Annotated in this window: 7 protein-coding genes; all 7 read left to right on the top strand. The window is 35.4% G+C overall.

Translation table 11 applies throughout. The annotated features are described in order from the left end of the window. The first annotated feature begins 19 nt into the window (after positions 1–19). The 7 genes from ACNC7R_RS07400 (at position 20) to ACNC7R_RS07370 (ending at position 21609) form a co-directional block, all read left to right on the top strand. Entirely contained in the window at positions 20–1465 is a 1446-nt protein-coding gene (locus ACNC7R_RS07400; RefSeq protein WP_417940291.1) for a hypothetical protein, read from the top strand. 3 nt (positions 1466–1468) lie between these two features. Then, positions 1469–3232 carry a SprB repeat-containing protein gene (locus tag ACNC7R_RS07395; RefSeq protein WP_417940290.1) on the top strand — a complete coding sequence of 588 codons (1764 nt, stop codon included), beginning with the start codon at positions 1469–1471 and terminating at the stop codon, positions 3230–3232. A 3-nt stretch (positions 3233–3235) separates the two neighbouring features. After that, complete coding sequence (locus ACNC7R_RS07390) at positions 3236–4648, top strand: hypothetical protein (protein WP_417940289.1); 1413 nt, start codon at positions 3236–3238, stop codon at positions 4646–4648. Positions 4649–4651: 3 nt separating this feature from the next. Continuing rightward, complete coding sequence (locus ACNC7R_RS07385; RefSeq protein WP_417940288.1) at positions 4652–6094, top strand: hypothetical protein; 1443 nt, start codon at positions 4652–4654, stop codon at positions 6092–6094. Between the two features lie 16 nt (positions 6095–6110). After that, positions 6111–12662, top strand: a complete 6552-nt coding sequence (locus ACNC7R_RS07380; RefSeq protein WP_417940287.1) for a T9SS type A sorting domain-containing protein — start codon at positions 6111–6113, stop codon at positions 12660–12662. A 96-nt stretch (positions 12663–12758) separates the two neighbouring features. Further along, positions 12759–15215, top strand: coding sequence for a hypothetical protein (locus ACNC7R_RS07375; protein ID WP_417940286.1), 2457 nt, complete (start codon positions 12759–12761; stop codon positions 15213–15215). Positions 15216–15261: 46 nt separating this feature from the next. Beyond that, positions 15262–21609: a fibronectin type III domain-containing protein gene (locus ACNC7R_RS07370; protein ID WP_417940285.1), complete on the top strand. Its 6348-nt coding sequence runs from the start codon at positions 15262–15264 to the stop codon at positions 21607–21609. The last annotated feature ends 8 nt before the right edge of the window (positions 21610–21617 follow it).

Genomic DNA, 21617 nt, shown 5'->3' with positions numbered 1-21617 from the left:
CATAACAAATTAAAAACATATGAATAAACTGTTATTTTTTATTTTATTTATCGCTTCATTTAACTTATCTGCTCAAAGTCTTTCTTATTCCGTTGATGTAGAATACTATAGATTTGCATTTGGATGTAATGGTACAAATGTTCCCGCACAAACTACTAAAACATGTGATATAAACACACATAGATGGACTTTAAAAAATGCCGCTACTACAGTTGCAACAGAAATACTATCAGCTGCAAATACAAAAAAAACTTACAGCATACCTCTTGCCTCTTCATATACTTTATCAGCACAATCCATTTGTGCCTGTAGCGGTGGAATACCTTTCGTTCCATACTATCAATGTGACGTTATAGGGAATCAGACTATTGGAGCAAATGCTACTACTTATAATAGTAATACTATTGCCCAGGGAATCGAAAATTCAATAAAAACAGGAGATAATGCCGCGGGATATTCACTAAGTCCTGCAACTCAAATTTGTATAGGCACAGTTATTTTAAAGAATTTCAGACCTAACGGACTTGCTATGAGTAAACCCGGATATGATCCTAATCCTAATGGAGTCCCTACTCCTTTAGAAATCATTGCTGGACAGACTCTAGACCTGGTAGTAACAAAGCCAACTAGTTCAAATAATTTTCCTAGTCTTGTTTATCATTGGCAGTACAGTTTAGATAATCAGGTAACATGGATTGAAGTTCCAAATACAGTTATAAATGGTTTACCCACCAATTATGTTCAAAACCCAAGATTTACGATGGAAAACATTTTAGGTCCTGACCATATAAATCATTTCGGTACTATTCATTTTAGCGTTGGCTACGGAAACAGACTTTTTACAAATGTTATAACTGTAGATTATAGTCCTGGAACATTAGTATTAAAAGACAGAAAATATTTTCCGCCAAATTGTAATGGAGATGTTGTAAAAAGTATCGTTGCTTATTTTGACAGAGATTTAATTCAAAATGAAATTTTATCTACTCTCCAGGTTATACCATACCCAAAAGTAAATGGTGATACTCCAAAATTTTCGCAGTCTGAGGTAACTGCACTTGTATACGATCCGGAAACTCAATTGTATAAATATACGTTTGATCTTTCTAAAGCCGATAAACTTGAAAATAGATATTATGTAATTGAATATCAGTCGCAGATAAATGGAGAAGTAAAAGGAACTCTCGCAATAGGTGCACCTTTTTTATACGAAGATCCTACTCCAGTAAAATTTGAAATAAAAAAAGCAGACAACCCAATATGTTTTGGAGACCTTGCAGAAGTTTCTATCGCTGTAACCGGCGGAACAGGAGATTATAAATTTTACGTCGATGGTCTTGAAAAAACTAACCCAAAACCCCTAAAAGAAGCAGATGGTTATTATCATATCAGAGGATTAATCCCTACAGCAGTAAATAGTATTAAGGTAATGGATGGAAATAACTGTATTGAGAAAACACTTTAGTTTATGAAGAAACTTTTATTCCTTTTTGTTTTTATAAATTCTTACTGGACATTTGGACAGCTTACCTATACTTTTGATGTGGAGTATTACAAGTGTGACGGTTTATCACAGTATTGCATGCCCAATACAAATTTGGGTAATAACAGTCTAAGTGGTGAATTGATTGATACTTTTGAATGGTTCATTGGTTCAACTGCTTACGGAAATTTCCGTAACACTACACAATACCCACCGAAAATAGAAAGTTTTACTATACCTATTGATGATGAATTTAAGTTAGCATATTATTACGAATACTTTAATGATCTTTATACCCTTGATGTTAAAGCACCTCCGCGAAGTTTAGGTACACAATATTGCGCTTCATGTGATTATCAACGTTTTTATCTTGCGGATCGCTTAAATGGATCTATTGTTAATGATGATTTCATATATTTTTATCCTGACAGATACAGAGATTATGATGTGGGAATTATGAAAGGTCGTATCTCATTTCAAGATCGTATTATAAATTGGCATTATGAAACACTTCGAGAAAGATATGATAGTTGGTCAACCGCCAAAACTAAGGATTATCTAGTTATTAATCTACCCATTTCAAGAATGACAGGTTCTAATTGTTATAATAGAAACAACTCTAGCGAACAGGAATATCAATTTGCAGATAATATTCAAGAACGTGACTATTGTGTAGAATGTTCTGTAGTTACTGGCGGAATTGCTTATGATGGAGGGGATGATGTAGCTAATGGGCATATAGAACTTAAAAACTTCCGCCCAAATGATTTAGTCATTTCACGAACAGATAAAACTTCAACTAATATTATTGCAGGTGAACAAATAACACTGGAAGCCAAAACACCTGCAGCAAATACTACTAATAAATTTCCTGTTTTTGTATATAACTGGCAGTACAGCACTGATGGTGGCGTTTCCTGGGAAAATGTACCAGATAAAATAGTCAACGGCGAGAAAATAAACAAAACACACGTAGTTAAGTTTTCTATGCAGGAAATGCTTGGTGCCGGACATACCGCTGTTTTTGGCCCTATCGATTTCAGGCTGGGATATGGAACCGGAGACAGGGCTTTTTGCAATATCTTACATTTTAATTATGACCCTGGTGCCCCTGTAGTAACGGGAGTAGAATATGTAGCCCCTAAATGCAGTGGTGATCCCATAACAAGTGTGGATGTTTACTTTGACAGAAAATTAGAAACAGGAGAGACAATATGGCCTCTTCAAATTGTTCGTTATCCTAAAATAAGTCAGGATCAGCCTAAATTGTCACAAGAAGAAGTAACCAATCTGGTTTATGATCCCATAAAAGGAAAATACAAACATTCTTTTATTATATCCTCAGCAACTGATAGCAAACTCATTAATAACAATGTTTATGCTGTAGAATACCAGGGAATGGTTAATGGAGTTGGAAGAGGTTACCTTCTTTCAGAACAGCCTTTTGTATATCAAGATCCAGAGCCACTTACTTTTACAATTAGCCCCACAGATCCTTTATGTCATGACGGAGAAGGAGGCTTAACAATCAATGTCAAGGGAGGTTCCGGAGTTTATAGTTACTCGCTTGACGGTGGTACTCCAATCCCGTTTACTGCTACAACCGTTGAAACCTCAACTACGACAAATAATATTACCACTATAAGCCGAAGTGCAAGCCAGCCTATAACTTTGCCTGTAACCGACACTAAAAAAAGTTATAACATAAAAATAACCGATGAATATGGGTGTATTGAAAAAACGCTTTAGTTTATGAGAAAATTTTACTTATTATTTTTTTTGATATGTGGATCAATCGGGTTTGGACAAACCCCAACCTATACCTTAACCTACAGCATAGATTTTTTTGGTGATCTTGGCTGCCCTTTCAATTATTCAGCTGGAGATTATTATTGTTCTTTCAATGGCTATGTCGATCGCGATATTCTTCCTGCGCCTGTTATAGGAAATGTTAAGACAAAATTAGTTACCTATACAAATGTACCCGCAAATCTAAATCAGACTAATTTTGAACTAACCTTTCATTGTGAATGCGAAGACGAGGAGCTATACTATAATCCTCCACGCCAGGAAAGGATTTATTTATTTCCTGTTGGCAATTTTATAGAAAATGGAATGTGGGGTAGTTTTACCAGTATGATATGTCCTATTAGATTTTATAATGCTGACATAAAACCAAATAATCTTTCCATAAGTAATATAGGATCAAAAACTGAAGTGTGTGCCGGAGAAATGTTAAATCTTGCAGCAACCCCAGATGGATTTCACAAAGAAGTTTATCATTGGCAATACTCTTTAGACAACAAGGCTACCTGGAAAGACGTACCTGCAAAAAAAGTTAATGGACTTGATATTACGAATGTAAAAACTTCCAATTTTACAATCTATGATATTTTGGGGGACGATCATGTTAATCATTTTGGGCCAATCGATTTTAGAATCGGCTATGGAGGAGGAAGTCTTACCCCTATAAATTACTCCAGTTATCATAATGATGGTCCAAGCAGACCATTTTCAACCAATACTATCAGAATAAATTATATTCCTTGTGCTCCTGTTGTAACCGATGTAAATTATGAAGGTCCTAAATGTAATGGTGATGCTATACAAAAGCTAGAAATTTCTTTTGACAGACCTTTGGATGCTTCAAAGGGAGAATCAATATATCAATTATATGTAAGAGAAACAACAAACAATGCCTCTCCGATTAAAACAACGCCAATGTTTTCTGTAGGTAATGTAACATACCCTGATGATTCTAAAATTTATTCGTATTCAAACTTCTCACAATTTTCAGGTTTAGAAAATGGTCGCGAATATGAAGTAATGTATCAGGCACAAATGAACCACCCATTTAGCACCGAAAAAATACCAAAAGGATTAATGGTTTCTGCAAAGAAATTTACTTATAACGAACCAGCTGTCCTAAAGTTTGAAATAAAAAAAGCAGATAACCCTATATGTACTAATGATCCTGTAGAATTGTCTATAGCTGTTACCGGCGGAACAGGTTACTATAAATTTTATGTAGATGGTGTAGAAAAAACAAGCCCTAAACCTGTAAAGGAAGCTGACGGTTATTATCATGTCAAAGGATTAGTCCCAACAGCGGTAAATAGTATTAAAGTAATGGATGAGAATAACTGCATTGAAAAAAATCCTTAGTTTATGAAAAAAATATACTTATTATTTTTCGTTTTTTTCCTGAATAGTTATATACAGGCTCAGGCTACTTACGACATCGTTATTGCCTACGAGCGACAGCCATCGCCTGAAAAGGCTCAAGAGTACTCTAATACCTATCCCAGTGTTTCAGCTGAAAATCTATGCTGGGGGTTAAATGGTAACAGTAACAGGTTAGTAAAGATGAAAAGCAGTGACAACAATAACGACAGTCATATTGATGATAATCTTGGTTATTACATAAGAAAAACTTATGGATCAAATCTAACCTACATTAATTTTATAAATATGCCAGCGGAGCAGGAATTTATTGATTATTTTATTGATGTTTCATTCGTATTCTATAATGGACAAAATTTGTATCATGTGGATTCTGGGGAATATAATATTGAGTTTAATAATTTACTAATGGCTGGGAATGTTAATGAATTTGATAAGATTCACACCTACATGGGTAATTTTTATGTTAAGTCTTTTAAACCAAATGTTTCTATAGGATTTCCCGCAAACAGAAATCCGGCTACGGGAACCAAAACTATTTGTGCAAATGAACAATTTGGCGTATTTGCTTATCCTGAAGGATTTCCTAGAGAAGTTTATAACTGGCAATATAGTCTTGACAATAAGGCTACATGGCGTGATGTACCAGATGAATTTCATAAAGCGAATCCGAATTTTACAATTTTTGATCTTTTAGGAAATAATCATTTGAATTACATTGGTAAAACCATCTATTTCCGTATGGGTTACAACTCTATGGTTTTTGCAGGAGGAATTGAATTCCCTTTATACTATTCATCCTGTGCACCACTTGTAGAGAACATTGAATATCTTCCTCCTCTCTGTAACGGTAATAATGTTCGCAGTATTACAGTAACTTTTGACAGGGATTTATATATTGGTGAAGAACTACACAATTTTCAGCTAAAAGCCGTAAATACAAATACAAATGTCCCAGACGGTACACCACCTATTGTTTATCCTTTTTTTGCTGAAGGGGATGCGAGAAATGGCCAGATTACAAGGCTTGAAGAAAAAAGCCCGGGTATTTACAGCTATTCTATGTCAGACCTCAAAGGTTTAAATCCGAATGCTACCTATCAAATACGATATCAGGCTTTTGAAAATAATAAAAACAAAGGTCTAGGTATTTCAATTGAGGAACTAAACATCAAATATAAAGAACCTGAGCCTGTTGAGTTTGCAATTATTAAAGCCGACAATCCTGTCTGTTCTGATGATCTTGTAGAAATTTCAATAGCAGTAACAGGTGGTACAGGAGATTATAAATTTTATGTCGATGGTCTTGAAAAAATGAATCCAAAACCCGTAAAAGAAGCTGATGGTTTTTATCACATCAAAGGATTAAATCCTTCCGCAACAAACAGTATTAAAGTAACAGATTCAAATAACTGCATTGAGCAATAATCCTAAAATAAAAACTATGAAAAAATATTTACTCTTACTATTGGTTTTCACAAGATTTTTGGGTTACTCTCAAACAACTCAGGCTACTGTCTCTGGCTTATCAGAAGGATCAAGAACGGTAACTTTTGTCAATCCTGCGCCTATTGTCGTTAATGGTACACCGACCATTAAAGATGCAACAGGTTTTGGTTCAGCAAATGGCTCTATTAACATTGTATTTAAAGGAGGAACCGAGTCTTATACTTATAGCTGGACTAAAGATAATCAGCCTTTCAATCCCGGATCCTGGCCTTGGAATACTCTTGGAGCAGGAGTTTATACGATAACTGCAACAGATACTTCATTACCAACTGGCTGCTCGAGTCAACCCTATTCTTTTGAAATTAAACAGCCAAATAAACTGGAAGTTTTTATTACCGGTACTCCCATATCCTGTTTTGGGAAAAATACAGGAACGCTTTCCGTAATTGAAACACGTGGAGGTATATTAACTACAGCTTATACTTATGAATGGTACAAAAGCAACGGAAGTACATTCGAATATACAAACTCAACTGGAATATCGATTAGCAATTTGTATACAGGAACCTACAAGGTAAAAGTTATTGACAATGCCTATCCTGATAAAAATTCAGCATGGTCTAATGAATTCTTTATCTCACAGCCTTTAGCCCCTGTAACCGTGACAGAATCCTATACCAACGTAAGCTGTAACGGTGGAAGTAATGGCTCCATAACCCTTACCATCAATGGTGGTACTGCCGGATATACTATTAACTGGAGTGATGGTGTCACGACCAATCATATTGCCGGGCAGCCAGACAGAACAGGATTGGCACCGGATGATTTCTCTTATACTATTACTGATGCGAATGGGTGTACTTATGACAGCCCTGCTCCTATAAAAATTACAGCTCCGCCAGTACTGAATATCTCTTCCATAACACCAACACAACCAACAAATGCGACCAGCCATGATGGGAAAATAACGATTACAGCTTCCGGGGGAACAGGCGCTTACACCTACTTCCTTACCAAGGGAGGAATTACTACAAACTACAGTAACAATACCATTACAAATCTTGAAAACGGTACTTATGACGTTTTTGTAAAAGACGCTAACAATTGTACTTCTTTATCTTCGACAGTAAAATTAGAAGCATTAGCAGTGACTTTAGTCAGCCAGCAAAATGTGAAGTGTTTTGGAGAAAATACAGGTTCGCTCACCGTACTGGCTACCGGAGGAACTCTTGCCAATAATTCTTCTTATAAATACCAATGGTATAAAGGTGGCACTAAAATAGATACCGAAATAAATGCAGAAATTAAAAATCTTGAAGGAGGTTCTTACTCTGTTCAGGTAATGGACGATAAAATGATACCGGTAACCTCTGCTATTTATACCATTACTTCTCCGTTACAAGAAATATCCGTTACAAGTGATGCTGTAACTCAGCAACAAAATGTTTCCTGTAATGGCGGAAGTGATGGAAAAATCGAAATCAATGTAGCAGGTGGAACACCAGCATATACTTTTAAATGGAGTGACGGACCTACGACCAAAGACCGATATGGATTAGTAGCAGGAACATATTCTTTGACCGTAACAGATGCTAACGGATGTACAAAAAGCCTTAATGATATTATAATTTCACAGCCTTCAAAAATAACTATTCCGTCTCCGGTTGTAACACACGTTGCCATCAATGGCCAGAGTACAGGATCTATCATTTTTCCTTCAGATCCTACTGGTGGTAATGGCACCTATAATTACCAATGGACGTCCAACAATAGTTTTTCAGCAAACATAAAAAACATCTCCGGACTTAAGGCGGGAAATTACTATTTAAAAATATTCGATCAAAAATCCTGTGAATCAACACAATATACTTTTACCATTCTCGAAAAAACCAAACTGGAAGTAATTATTAAAGAATCTGCATTTATTAAATGTAATGGAGATTCTAATGGTCAGTTGATTGCAGAAGTTACAGGAGGAGTCGCTCCTTACAAGTATAGATGGGAAAAAAACGGGATTACTCTATCCGGAGAAAATTCACCGAGCCTCTCAGGTATAGGATTTGGCAACTACAGTGTTTATGTAACTGACAGTGCAAACCCTGAACCGGGACCATTTGCATCTGCGCAACAAATCAATTTTAAATTAGCACAACCTGACGCTTTAAAAGTATCAGTTGCTAAACAAACCAATGTTTTATGCTTTGGTGAGGCAACAGGCGCTATCGAAATTACTATCGAAGGAGGAACTGCACCTTACACCCAGCAATGGACAAAAGATGGCACAAGTTATACAGGAAACTTAAATACGCTTGAAGCTGGTGAATATAATGTAATTGTCAAAGATGCAATTGGACATGAATGTACTGCAACTCTTAGCCAGCCGGTCAAAATTACCCAACCCAATGCCCCACTTCAGGTTTCAAGTCCGGGACCTGTACATTTAAAAGGTTTTGAAACCAATGATGGAAGTATATCCGTTACTGTTACCGGTGGAAAACCAAATTATAGCTACGAATGGAGAAAAGGCAGTACAGCGTCAATAATTGGTACTGGAGCGTCAATAGCTAATCTAAGCGCCGGCATCTATCACTTAATTGTAAAAGATGCTAATGGCTGTACACTACCTCAAATTGATTATTCTGTTACCCAGCCTGATAAACTTGAAGTGGTTAGTTTAATCCAAACTCCTTTTACAAATATTCTTTGTAAGGGGGATCTCTCTGCAGAGTATGTCATTAGTGTAAAAGGAGGTGTAAAAGAGTATAGTTTTGAATGGCTAAACACTACGACCTCAAAAAAATATAGTTCAACCGAGACAATTTCAGCGATTTCAACGGCTTCAAAAGCATCTGGGTTAGGAGCAGGCAGTTATGTGGTTACTGTTAAAGATGCAAATAGCAATGCTCTTTTTGGCACCAATACCTTTACTGTGAATGAACCTGATCAATTAGCTTTTACATATACTGTCCAAAATGTATCTTGCTTTGAAGGCAATAATGGCAGTATAAAACTAAATATTACAGGCGGAACAAAAAGTACTGATAGTACAAAACCTTATACAATCATTAGCAATGCAGGAGCAATAGACCATCAAAATGGTATCATTTCGGGGTTAAGTGCCGGAACGTACATTATAAAAGCAGGCGATGCCAATAATTGCCAGACCGCTGAACAAACAATCAAAATCACAGAACCTTCTGCTTCCGTATATATTGCAAACAATACAATAACTCCTGCGACAGGTTTTGGATTAGCTACTGGAAAAATAGCAATAACAGTTTCGGGAGGCGCTGCTGGGTATAGCTACCAATGGAAGAACAATTCAGGTTATGTGGTAGGAAACAACAGCGCAGGTTTAATTAATGTAGTTGCCGGAACTTATAGTGTATTAGTTACTGATGCAAGCGGCTGTACGGCTTCTGGTATTTACACTATTGAACAGCCTACAAAACCTGTTCTTACCGAAACACATCTGAATTCAAAATGTAATGGCTTTTTAGGTTCATTAGAAGCCAAAGCAACCGGAGGGGCAACCTATAATCAAAATCAGGCAAACAGAACTTATACTTACAAATTAAAAAATAAAACCAGCGGAACTGTTACTTCAATCAGCGGAAATACGGCTAATTTTACCAATATTGCTGATGGCGGTTACACACTTACGGCTACTGACATAAGCGGAGTTGATTCTAACACTATTGATGTAGTTTTCACACAGCCTTCGCCAATTGTAGTTTCTTTAGTTTCGAAAACCAACGTTAACTGTTTCGGGGATAAGGATGGTTCAATAGCTATTTCTGTTTCAGGTGGAACTCCACTCATAGTAAACGGAACTCCTGAATATACATACCAATGGAAGAAAAAAAATACTGCAACCAATACTTACGAAAACTTCACTCCTACCGCATTAGACCAATTATATGCCGGCATATATGCTATTGAAGTCCGCGATGCTAATTATAATGCCAGCAATGCTGCTCATTGTATTGGTATATTAGAAAACATCGAAATTACACAACCTGATGATTTTGGTTTTGATATCGAAAAAATAACTTATTCGAATCCTACTGCTCTAAATGGTAATGATGGGACATTACACTTTGAAATTACAGGTGGAAAGCCAAATTATGAGTATAAGTTTTATACCAAAAATACTTCAGGAACTGAAATAATAATCAAAACGATTTCTGATAGTTCTTTAAAAACTGCAGATTTCACAGGGTTGGTAAAAGATCATTATTATATCTCAGCCAAAGATGAAACAGGCTGTACAAAATATACAGACTTTGATTTCAGAGACAATCCATTAACCATTAGTGTGAACCAAACTCAAAACATAAGTTGTCATAATGCCAATAATGCCGTATTAAAATTAAATGCAAATGGCGGTTTTGGACAAAAAACATTTTCATGGTACAGAAATAATGTTTTATTAGTTAACGAAACAAATGATATTCTTTTCAATGTAAAACCTGGTAATTATTATGCTGTCGTAAAAGATTCTAAAAAGGTAGAAGTGACCAGTAACATAATCAGTGTTACACAGCCCGATGCGTTACTATTCACGACAATGCAAGAACCTGTAAAATGCTTCGGAGACAGCAACGGAAAAATTACACTGACAGCTTCAGGAGGAAATGGAAGTTTCAGTTATCGTTATTTTAATAAAGGAATATTAGTTAAAGACTGGCAAAGTTTCACTAATGTAGCAAATACTACTATTTCAGATGTAGCAGAAGGAGATTATACTATTTATGTGAAAGATTCTCAGGAATGTGAAAGTCCGGGTAGTATTATCAAAATTACTTCTCCATCAGTATTAAGTATAACTACTAATACATCGCCGGCTACCGGAAAAGGCCTAAACAACGGATCTGCCACTATTACTGCTCAGGGGGGCAATGGCAGCTATACGTATAAATGGTTTAAAAGTGATAATACTGCTATAAGCCAAAATACAGATACAGCAACCAACTTAGGTGCAGGCAAATATTATGTAATAGTTTCTGATCTAAAAGGCTGTGAACTGACTTCTCCATTATTAGAAGTGACAGAACCTCCATTGCTGGAAACCGTTATTGCCGTCCAAAATGTCATTTTATGTAATGGCGATAAAAACGGAAGCTTAAAACCAACGACTACCGGCGGATTTTTAAAACCTGGTGATTCTTATATGTATCAGTGGTTTGAAAACGGAAATCCAACTGCTTTGACATCAACTCCCATCTTAAACGGTATAGGAAAAGGTTCTTATTTTGTAATTGCTACGGATTCTAACGGCAATCAGGCTACGAGTCCAATTCTAGCGGTTACCGAGCCTGCTGTTTTAACAAATTCATTAACTTCAGATTATGCACTTTGCGGGGATTTTAATGACTGGACTATTAATGTAACCCCTTCAGGAGGAACCCAGCCTTATACTTATGTATGGAATACCGGAGCTAAAACAGCCAGTATTCAAAATGTTCCTCCAGGAAATTATTCTGTTCTGATAAGTGACAGCAATGGCTGTACTACTACCAAAACCATTACATTGACTGCCCCAGCACATCTGGACGCTACTGCTAACACAAAAATACCAACCTGCTATGGCGGTTCTGACGCAACAATTGTGGTAACACCTGTAGCCGGAATTGCTCCTTACACCTATTCATGGAGTACAGGAGAAAAATCAAATACGTTAAAAAATGCCTCAGCAGGGAACTATACAGTTGAAATTTCAGATTCCAAAGGATGTCTTATTTCTAAAACTTATACTATTGAAAATCCGTCTAAAGATATCATAGACCTTGGTAAAGATGTAACACTATGTTTTGATCAGAGTCTGACCATTAATGCTACAATTAACGATGAAATGGCAACCTATTCATGGAAATCTGATAAAGGTTTTACCAGTAATAAAGCTATGATTACTGTTTCTGAGCCTGCTAATTACACAGTCACAGTAACCAATAAATTAGGCTGTGAAGCTACAGATACCATTCAGATATTGAGTCAGAACACCGCTATTAGTGCTGAGTTTGCCATGTCGAGCCAAGTATTCAAAAATGAAAAAATTGTCATTGTAGATATCAGCAGCCCTGCCGCTGATGAAATCGAATGGGTTTTACCAGCTATGGCAAACATTGTAACTAAAAATAAGGATTATGCCGAAATCAGCTTTAGTGAAACTGGTGAGTATGAAATTACTTTAAACACCAAAAAAGGAAATTGCACCGCTTCCCAGACTAAACAAATTCTGGTTACCGAAGGTGAATACGAAGAAAATCCGGACGAAGATCCTGTGACTGAGAAAAAATTTGACCTAAAAATTTATCCAAATCCATCACAGGGAATTTTCACAGTAGATGTATCGCTCGATAAAGTTATGCCTGCCCATGTAAAGGTTTACAATTTAAACAACAACCTGCTTATTGATTCTAAAACTGAAGAAGGAAAGGATAATTACCTTTTCAACTTTAATCTAAGCGGGCTGCCTCCTGGGCTTTATTTTGTACTATTTGAATCGCAGCAGGGAAGTAAATTGAGAAAAATAATCATTCAGTAAATTTTATCTTCTCTAACAGCAAACATCAATTTCAGTATTAATGGGCTTTCAAAAAAGGAAATTTTTTTTCAAGTTGACGCTCGCAGCATATAAAGAATGAATTTAAAAAAACTATTATTTAATACTTCCTTGCTTTTTCTAAGTGTATTGGGTTTTTCGCAAAACTTTAATGTACAGGAACTGGGCAAAGCCAAATTAATCAATGTCAGTGGTGGCGCATCTGCCAATTCCGTTTTCTATTCAGGAAATGCTTCACGAGAGCCGTTTAGTTATTTCTTGAACGGAAACATTAATATAAATGTGGCAGGATTATACAATTTACCTTTTTCATTTTCCTATACCAATCAAAAATTAGGTTATGGAAAACCTGTTCTAATGAACCGTTTAAGCATTCACCCTTCTTATAAATGGATCACCGGACATATTGGAGATGTCAGCATGACTTTTTCTCCTTATACACTAAGCGGACATCAATTTTCAGGAGTAGGTGTTGACCTTACTCCGCAGGGGAATTTTAAAATTAGTGCGATGTATGGACGATTATTAAAAAGCAGTGAATACAACATTGCTTATCCTGATATTGTACCGACCTACAAAAGATTAGGATACGGTTTTAAAACGTCATATGCTTTTGAAAAAATCAACCTTGGTGTTACTTTCTTTAAAGCAAAAGATGAAGCCGGTTCTTTATCCACTCCTTTTCCTTTTGAATTAGGAGTAGCTCCAAAAGATAATGCGGCAGTAAGCATCGAATCTTCTTTTAAACTCCTGAAAAAACTTCAGGTTTTTGCAGAGTATGCTAACAGCAGCATTACGGAAGATTTACGTGTTGATGATAATGGAAAAGGGAAGAGCCTATCCTCTTTCTTCATAAATAAAAACAGTACTACCACAAGCTATGATGCTTTTAAAGGCCAATTAACTTATCCAGCCGGTAAAGGAACACTTGGAATTGGCTACGAAAGAATTGACCCTAATTACAGAACATTAGGAGGTTATTATTTCAATAATGATCTGGAGAATATTACCGTAAATGCGACGCAGAATATAGTAAAAGACAAAGTTTCGCTAGCCTTAAACCTTGGTCTTCAAAAAGACAATCTGGACAAACAAAAACAAAGCCAGATGAAACGAGTGGTATCTTCTTTTACTGCCGATTTCAGGCCTAATGATAAACTAAACCTGAATATAAACTATTCTAATTTTCAGTCGTATACTAACAGCCGAAACCAGTTTGATTACATCAATCAGGTTTCTGATTATGACTATCTTGATACCTTAAATTTCAGACAGGTAAATCAAAATGCGGCTTTAAACATCAACTATCTCATAAAAAATGACAAGCAACTGAAAAAAGCGATAAACGCTAATTTTTCTATGCAGGATGCTGTGAACCAACAACAGGGCAGAACGATAGAAGGCGGTGCTTCAATTTACTATAATTCAGGTATTGCTTATACTGTAGGCTATCCTGAAAAAGACCTGAACTTTACCGGATCTATAAACAATACTTACGGGAAAACTGATTCCGGAAAAAATATTATTATTGGACCAACTATTGGTGCTTCAAAACTCTTTTTCGAAAAAAAACTGACCACGAATGCCTCAACAAGCTACAACACCACTTATAACAATGGTGAGAAACAAAATGACATCTTTAATTTCCGGCTAAACGGATCTTATATTTATCTCCAAAACCACAATTTTAATATGGGTGTAATTGCTTTATTCAGTAATTCATCAACCCAAAAGAATAACGACATTACAGCTACCCTTGCTTATACTTATTCATTTGATAAGATCCGAATGCGCCCAAAAAGAGAACCAATACCTGAAAATCAGGAGAAAACAGTTTCTGCTCCTGTCTTAAAAATTAATTTTAAAAATCAGCAATTTGAAGGAACACGTGAGGAAATCATAACGCAGCTGAAAAAAACCCAGCTTACTTTACCTCTTCTGCCAACAGCTGAAAAAGACAATTTGGAGCATTTAATAACACTAGCTACCCTTACTTCCGATGACAAAGAACTGAAGGAAAAAACACTTGATTATCTGGAGGCATTTGCTGCAGAAAAGGATAATTCAGAAAAATACACCAGCTATTTAGCTGAGACCACTCAAAAACTGGAAAAAGAATTGTACCAGAAAGATGAAGGTCTTGAAAATGCCTATGTGACAACACTGGGAAGAGTAAACAGTCACCCGCTTCATAATGTAAATGAAGCAGATATTGCGGATAAAACCAACTATAACTCATACTTGAAACTTGTCGAAAGAAGCGAAAACAGCCGCAACCAATTAAAATACCACCGATGGATGTTGCGGGAAATGGCCGTACTCTCAAAAATCCCTGCCAATGAAATACAGCAAAATGAAAATGCAGCCGAATTCAGCAGACAGAATATTGAAGCTGTTTTTAAATTAATAAAGGACAAGAAAAACGCGACTGAAATAGTAGATGCGATTGAAACAAAGATGATTCCATTTTATCATGACCTCGCAGTCAAGAATGCTTCTAATGATGAAATTGATTTAAAATATATTCCAAAATAAAAGATATTAAACTTCCAAGATAATGGATAAACCTAACCTACCTAAAATGCTAAAAAAACTATACCTGTTTCTATTGCTGATAAGCTCTTTTGTTGGCTTTGAGAGCTATTCGCAGAGTTATCCGATATCGGTATCAACGCAAATTAAACAGCCCTCTCCTATTTATCTGAGCCATTATGCAGATGCGACTACTATTAACAGCCCGATAAAAATTCAGATTGTTTTAAACGATTTAACCATTTCGAACCGACAGGTAAAACTGAAAATTTACTTTCAGGGCAACGGAATATCGTTTACTACCAATGATTTTATTGCCGGTGCCCGTCCGCTGTATCTTGAAGGAGGAATCCCATTACAATTAACGAATGTAGATCTGGCTCCCTACTTTGAGTATCAAAACCTGCTGGGACTTACTCCTAATCAATACGCAGAGCCTTTACCAGAGGGTCTTTACAATATTTATGTAGAGGTCTACGACTTTGCTACCGGCAAAAAACTATCTAATAAAACCGGTACAAATACCATCATTTTTCAAAACGATCCGCCGTTTTTAAACCTGCCTTTGAATAATGCTTCTTTTATGCAGCAAAATATTCAGAATATTGTTTTTAGCTGGACACCAAGAAGCATCAATGTAAGCAATGTAGAATACGAATTCTCACTAGTAGAAATCTGGGACAAATATACTCCCATTCAAAATGCATTTGCCTATTCTCCTCCATTATATACTACTACCACCAGAAACACAACACTACAATACGGTATTAATGAGCCGCAATTGATTCCCGGAAAAAAATATGCATGGCGTGTGAAAGCGAAGGCTATTTTTGGTGCCGAAGAAATAGGTGTTTTCAAAAATAACGGATACAGCGAAATTTTTTCTTTCGATTATGAAGCTTATTGTACCGCCCCTCTTGCCATAGCCACTTCGGGAATCAGTGAAAATCAGGCCAAAATAATCTGGAGCGGTAATATCGATAATTATGATTATCAGGTGAATTATCGTGAAAAAAATGCTGATTCAGAATGGTATAAACTCGTTACTCCAAGAGAAAATGTAACGCTTAGCAATCTAAAACCAAATACTGTTTACGAATACACCGTAGGAGCATCCTGTGAAGTTGGAAAATACACCCACAGTACAATTAAAGAATTTACAACCCTTGTAAAAGACGAGATTGCATTTCAGGGATGCGGCATTAAACCGGATCCAGCAGATTTAGCCAATAAAAATCCGCTTCCGGAGCTTTTTGCAAATGATGTAGTCACCGCTGGTGATTTCCCAATTGTGGTGCTGCACAGTACCGGAAGCAACGGAACTTTTACCGGAGACGGTTATGTAACTCTTCCCTTCTTAGAGAAATTTAGAAAACTCATTGATGCTGCTGATGCCCTTGGTGGAGAGAAAATCAATATTGGGCAATTCTCACGCATCAAAATTACTTTCAATAATATTGGTGTCAATACCGATTTCAAATTGATTTCGGGTGAAATTGTGGCCAGTTATGATAAAGCTAACTGGGATAAAATGCTCGATGTCGATAAAATCACTAATGATATTGCCGGAAGTAACGGTAAGCCTATCGAGGGCAAGTTAGCTTATGAAGTAAAAGAAGACGGAGTTACATTGAATCCGGATGGCAGTACGACCATCAAAGGTACTAATGGCGAATCGACCACATTGCCAAAGTCAGTTTATGACCAGGTTTATATTGATAAAAGCGGTGATGTAGTCAATATTCCGGCCAATGGCAGCGGTCAGCCTACCTTTATCAAATCTGCAGAAGGCGGCAGAGCCGTTGCGGCAAACACCAACGGAATTTCAAGCGGCGGTGAGGTTGCACAAATATCCTCTCCCGATGTTTCCATTACTTTTGAGGACGCTCCTAAAGCCCTTTATGCTTTTGATGAACTTCCGGATAATGGTTCTAAAAAACTTAAAGATACGTATGAGACTCTTCCAACAAAAGACGGAAGTGTCTATAACGTAAATTATAAAGCCGTCTCAGATTTGAATGGTCCCGATGTCTTAATCGCAGAAGCTGATTTTGAAAACGGAAAAACCAAAGACGATATTGTTTTTAAAACCAATACCGGAGCTGCCATTGATGTAAAATGGACAAGCGCTACCAAAGCCGAGATAAAACTGAAAAGAACACTAAACTTCTCTAAAGAAAGTATCCTTGCAACGGTAAAAGGGGCTAAAGAAAAAGATCCAAAAGATGCTGCCAAAACAATTGACGGAAAATCTGACATCGCCGGTAAAGTCAATATCTGGCAATTAACCCAAAAACCTGCTATAAATATTACTCTTCTAAGTGTAAACGGAGCAAAAACCCCAGCCGCTGATGAAGCCAAAAATTTCTTTAACGAAGTTTATAACAAAGTTGGAATTAAGTTTGACGTTACTACTCAAAAAGTAGCCATTGGTTCATTACCAGATGAAATACAATGTGGCGAAAGTGGTGTCTTTGATGTTTATACGAATGATCAGAATAATATCATCAACCAGATTGAATCCAGTGCTGATTTCAAATACAACGATAAAACGTATTATGTTATTTATACCGGAAAAGCGGGACAAAATAACTATAAAGGTTTTATGCCTTTAGGAAGTCAGTATGCTTTTGTATTTAACAATGGTAATCTAAAAACAGCTGCACACGAATTAGGTCACGGTATTTTTGGTCTGAAACACCCATTTGAAACCGAGGCTGAATCAGGAAAAACAGACCTTTTAATGGATTATGATGAAGAAGGAACAAGACTCTCTCATAATGACTGGGATATTATTCATAGCGGTGGTTGGAAATTTTATGGGTTTCAGAAGAGTTCTTCTGGGGCTCATGTTGAGGTAGGCAATATGGAACAGCTATATGCTAATTTTAAAAATGAAGATGGCTCACTTACGTTCTTAACTCCTGCCGGAAAACTATTTACAATTAAAGAAAAAATTAGTAGTGTAGGATTCTCTTATTTTGATGATGATTGGACATCTAATAAAGCTAGCTTTGAAAATACTGTCTTCCCTATTGGTACATTAAAAAAATTCACCTTAACAAATGGTAAAACATATTCAATTGTACATCCGGTAAAAGACGATGATAAAATAGACATTGTAGGATATTCAGAAATAGATAATAACGGAGAAGTAATTCAAAATAAATTATACATTGATAAAACAAGTTTTGGATTAAAAAGCAAAAATATTATTGTAGGAATTCCTGCTGTTGAAAAAGGGCAGCTTGTTTTTAAAGTCCAGAAGATCGATGATTACAAAGATGCAACTGTTGCAAAAGAAAATTATGGGGATGGTCCTCAACAAGAAGTCTATTTCTTAAATCGTTATATTCAGGTTGCCAATAAAGGAATAAATATTTCAAGTTCGATAAGTCCTTTAGATATAAATGAACTTTATTTTATAAGTGAATTCAGTTCTGATCTTTACGGGATGAATGCACTTCATGCTATACGTATAGCTTTCTTTCTACGAAATAATCCAGATTTAATAAATTGTCTTGGATATGCAAAAGATCAATTAGGAAAAGAGGTAAGCATAAGATTCAATAACGACATGAGAGACGGATTGCGTAACGAAATGTCAAAAAATCAAGGAACTACAAGAGTATCTATTCCTCTCTTCTATGCAGACATATCAAATCAAGTTGAAAAAGATATTTTTACCTCAACGAAATATATAGCTAGTCTGGATAATCTTCTTCGTATATATTACACTGATCTAAAAAACAAAGGTAATGTTTCAAATGATTTGTCTTTAAGTGATTTATCAGAAGTATTCAATGGTAAAGGTAGAGAATGTTTAATGAGTAATATTCCTATTGCTAAAAGGTTAGAATTTTTACAACAATACAAAACCTGGAAATTTTCTGTTTCAAAAGAAGAGATGCTTCTTGAATTGTTAATAAACATAAGACCTGATGACATTCCTGAATTACTAAATGGATTATCAAAAGATAATTATGAATTATTAAGAGGTTTGTATAATGACATGAATAGTAAAAATGATTACTATACATTATTGTCTGTCATATCAAAATATGTTGCAGAACAAAAAAAGAATACTCCTGAAGCAGCTAGTTTACAAGGAAATTGGAAAGCAGGAGGAGAAAAATATGTATATGTATGTAAAGATGCAATGCATATTTTAACTTGTGGAGTAGAAATAACAGAACTTAATGAAGCCAAAGGAAAAATAATTATAAAATTTCAAGACTTCTCTAATACATTCAATAACAAGCCTGTTTTTAAAACAGTAGAAGTTGATCCATTTGATTTGATTCGAATTAAATTTGAAAATGATTTCGATATAAAAAATATTAAAGGTCAGGATATCAAAGAAGGACAAGAGGCTGTAGTACCCGCGATTTATCTTTACTGGATAATGAAACAGCAACAAGATAAAACTTCAGAAGTACAGCTTAGAATTGCTCTTGACATAATAGCAATAATTCCTGCCGTGGTCACTGCAAATCCTGAAATAGTTGTTTTAGTTGATGCTGCTGTTGCAGGAACGGATATAGCTTTTCAACTTTCTGCAGATGCAATAAAAAGTTCTGACAATGAGTTCCTAAACAGTGTAATTGACGGATGGGATGATATATATAAGGCATATTCTCTAGGACGCTTAATATCATCAGCTCCTGCTTTAATAAAAGGAGGTAAAGATTTAGGTAAAGTTGTATTTAACAGAGAGAATTTAAATAAAACAATAACAAGGGCAAAAGCCATACCTGGCGAATTAAAAAATATAAGTAATGCATTTTATAAATTTTACAAAGCCATAAAAAATAGCGAAGGAATATCCATTGTAGCCACAAAAAAGCAAATTTTAGAGAACACTATTTATGGAGCTTACATAGAGATATCACTAGCTGAAAAATGTACAAACCTAGATGAATTTAAATTACTATTTCAAAATGACAATGTCATTATTGGTGTTAATACTAAAATGGCAAATGGAGCAAGTTATGCACAGGGTGTTAGTGTAGCCAAGGTTATAGAAACAAATGGCTCAATAATTTTATCTGAATTAAGAAATTTACCGGCTACATACAAAGGAACAATCAAAGTTGTTGAAACTATTAAAAATATTGGCATCTCTGGTAAAGGAGTTCAAACCATTGAAATTATAACAACAGATGTCGGTCAATTTTATGCAAGACAAGTTATTGGAGCTTCGACAGAAGTTAACTTCCTAACTTCTATTGAAAAAAATTACCCAACAATATTTAATAAATTAAACAATGAAGCAAGTTTAAAAAACAAATTTGAAATAGATTTTAAAAACGCTGATGCTTCTGTTTTAAAAGAAATTGAAGACATAGCACATTTTGATGATGATTATAATTCTTTTGTAACTTTATGGAAATCTGCAAGCACTACTGAAATATCAAATGTTATAAAAGATTTAGATAAATTTAAGGCTTGGTGGTACCCTCAGAAAGTAAAAGTTGTTGATGAATTATTTACTAATCAACAAGCTTTTGAAGGCACCCTTAATAATAGATTTACCAATATTGAAAAAATACCAAGTACAATAAGGGGCGAAGCATGGAATTACTACAAACAGCAAAAGTGGGATAAATTAGAAGCTCTTTTCAAAGAGTATAAAATTAACCTTCAAAAGGTTGAAAAAGACGGAAAAATTATTGAAATTATCTGGCCGCCTGCGAATGGTGGATTTAATAAATCCGAATTATTGTTAACAAAAGGTCTAAAGTTTGACCGTTACGGAAGTGTCTTAAAAATAGAAAACGATGTTCCTATTTTAACTGGTAACTTTACAAGTCCAATAGAAAATGGTAATAAATATACTTTTGTACAGCGAGCGCTTAATCAGACAGAAAACCAATATGATGTTTACTATGAAATAGAGATATTAAAAGATTTACCATTTACTGGAGAGACCACAACAATTATTCCTTGGTTCAAAGAATTAGGCGGTATTGGAGGTGGTAAACAAACCATGTGGAACATTGGTAAAGGAACAGATGGTTTTACTAAATCAATGACAAAATTATCAGAGGAAGGATTTATAAAAATTACAATTAAGAGTTCTCCTAACAATAAATATCCTCAATTCATAAATAAAACTATAGTTGATGGAAAAATTAGTAGCCATCCTATTTTTAATAAATTGAATTCAATTGGAAATGATATTCAGGATTTAAGTATTTGGTTAAAACAGCCTAGTATACCAGAAAATTTATTAAATAATTTAGAATCATTAACCACATCACAGTTAAAAGCATTAAGTTTAGATATTAAAGATGGTACATCATTACAAAACTTGTTAAAAACTAATCCTGAAAACGGATTACAAGCCTGGAAGATATATAGAGAGAACCTGCCAACGGATGCATTATGTAAATAGAATTAAAA

The organism is Flavobacterium adiutor (genome assembly GCF_048282555.1).
Classification (GTDB): domain Bacteria; phylum Bacteroidota; class Bacteroidia; order Flavobacteriales; family Flavobacteriaceae; genus Flavobacterium.
This window is presented reverse-complemented; position numbering and strand designations above follow the sequence as displayed.

What these genes read in the sequence shown, in the direction of transcription:
- ACNC7R_RS07400 (WP_417940291.1), top strand. Translation starts at nt 20, where the DNA reads ATGAATAAACTGTTATTTTTTATTTTATTTATCGCTTCATTTAACTTA.
- ACNC7R_RS07395 (WP_417940290.1), top strand. Translation starts at nt 1,469, where the DNA reads ATGAAGAAACTTTTATTCCTTTTTGTTTTTATAAATTCTTACTGGACA.
- ACNC7R_RS07390 (WP_417940289.1), top strand. Translation starts at nt 3,236, where the DNA reads ATGAGAAAATTTTACTTATTATTTTTTTTGATATGTGGATCAATCGGG.
- ACNC7R_RS07385 (WP_417940288.1), top strand. Translation starts at nt 4,652, where the DNA reads ATGAAAAAAATATACTTATTATTTTTCGTTTTTTTCCTGAATAGTTAT.
- ACNC7R_RS07380 (WP_417940287.1), top strand. Translation starts at nt 6,111, where the DNA reads ATGAAAAAATATTTACTCTTACTATTGGTTTTCACAAGATTTTTGGGT.
- ACNC7R_RS07375 (WP_417940286.1), top strand. Translation starts at nt 12,759, where the DNA reads ATGAATTTAAAAAAACTATTATTTAATACTTCCTTGCTTTTTCTAAGT.
- ACNC7R_RS07370 (WP_417940285.1), top strand. Translation starts at nt 15,262, where the DNA reads ATGCTAAAAAAACTATACCTGTTTCTATTGCTGATAAGCTCTTTTGTT.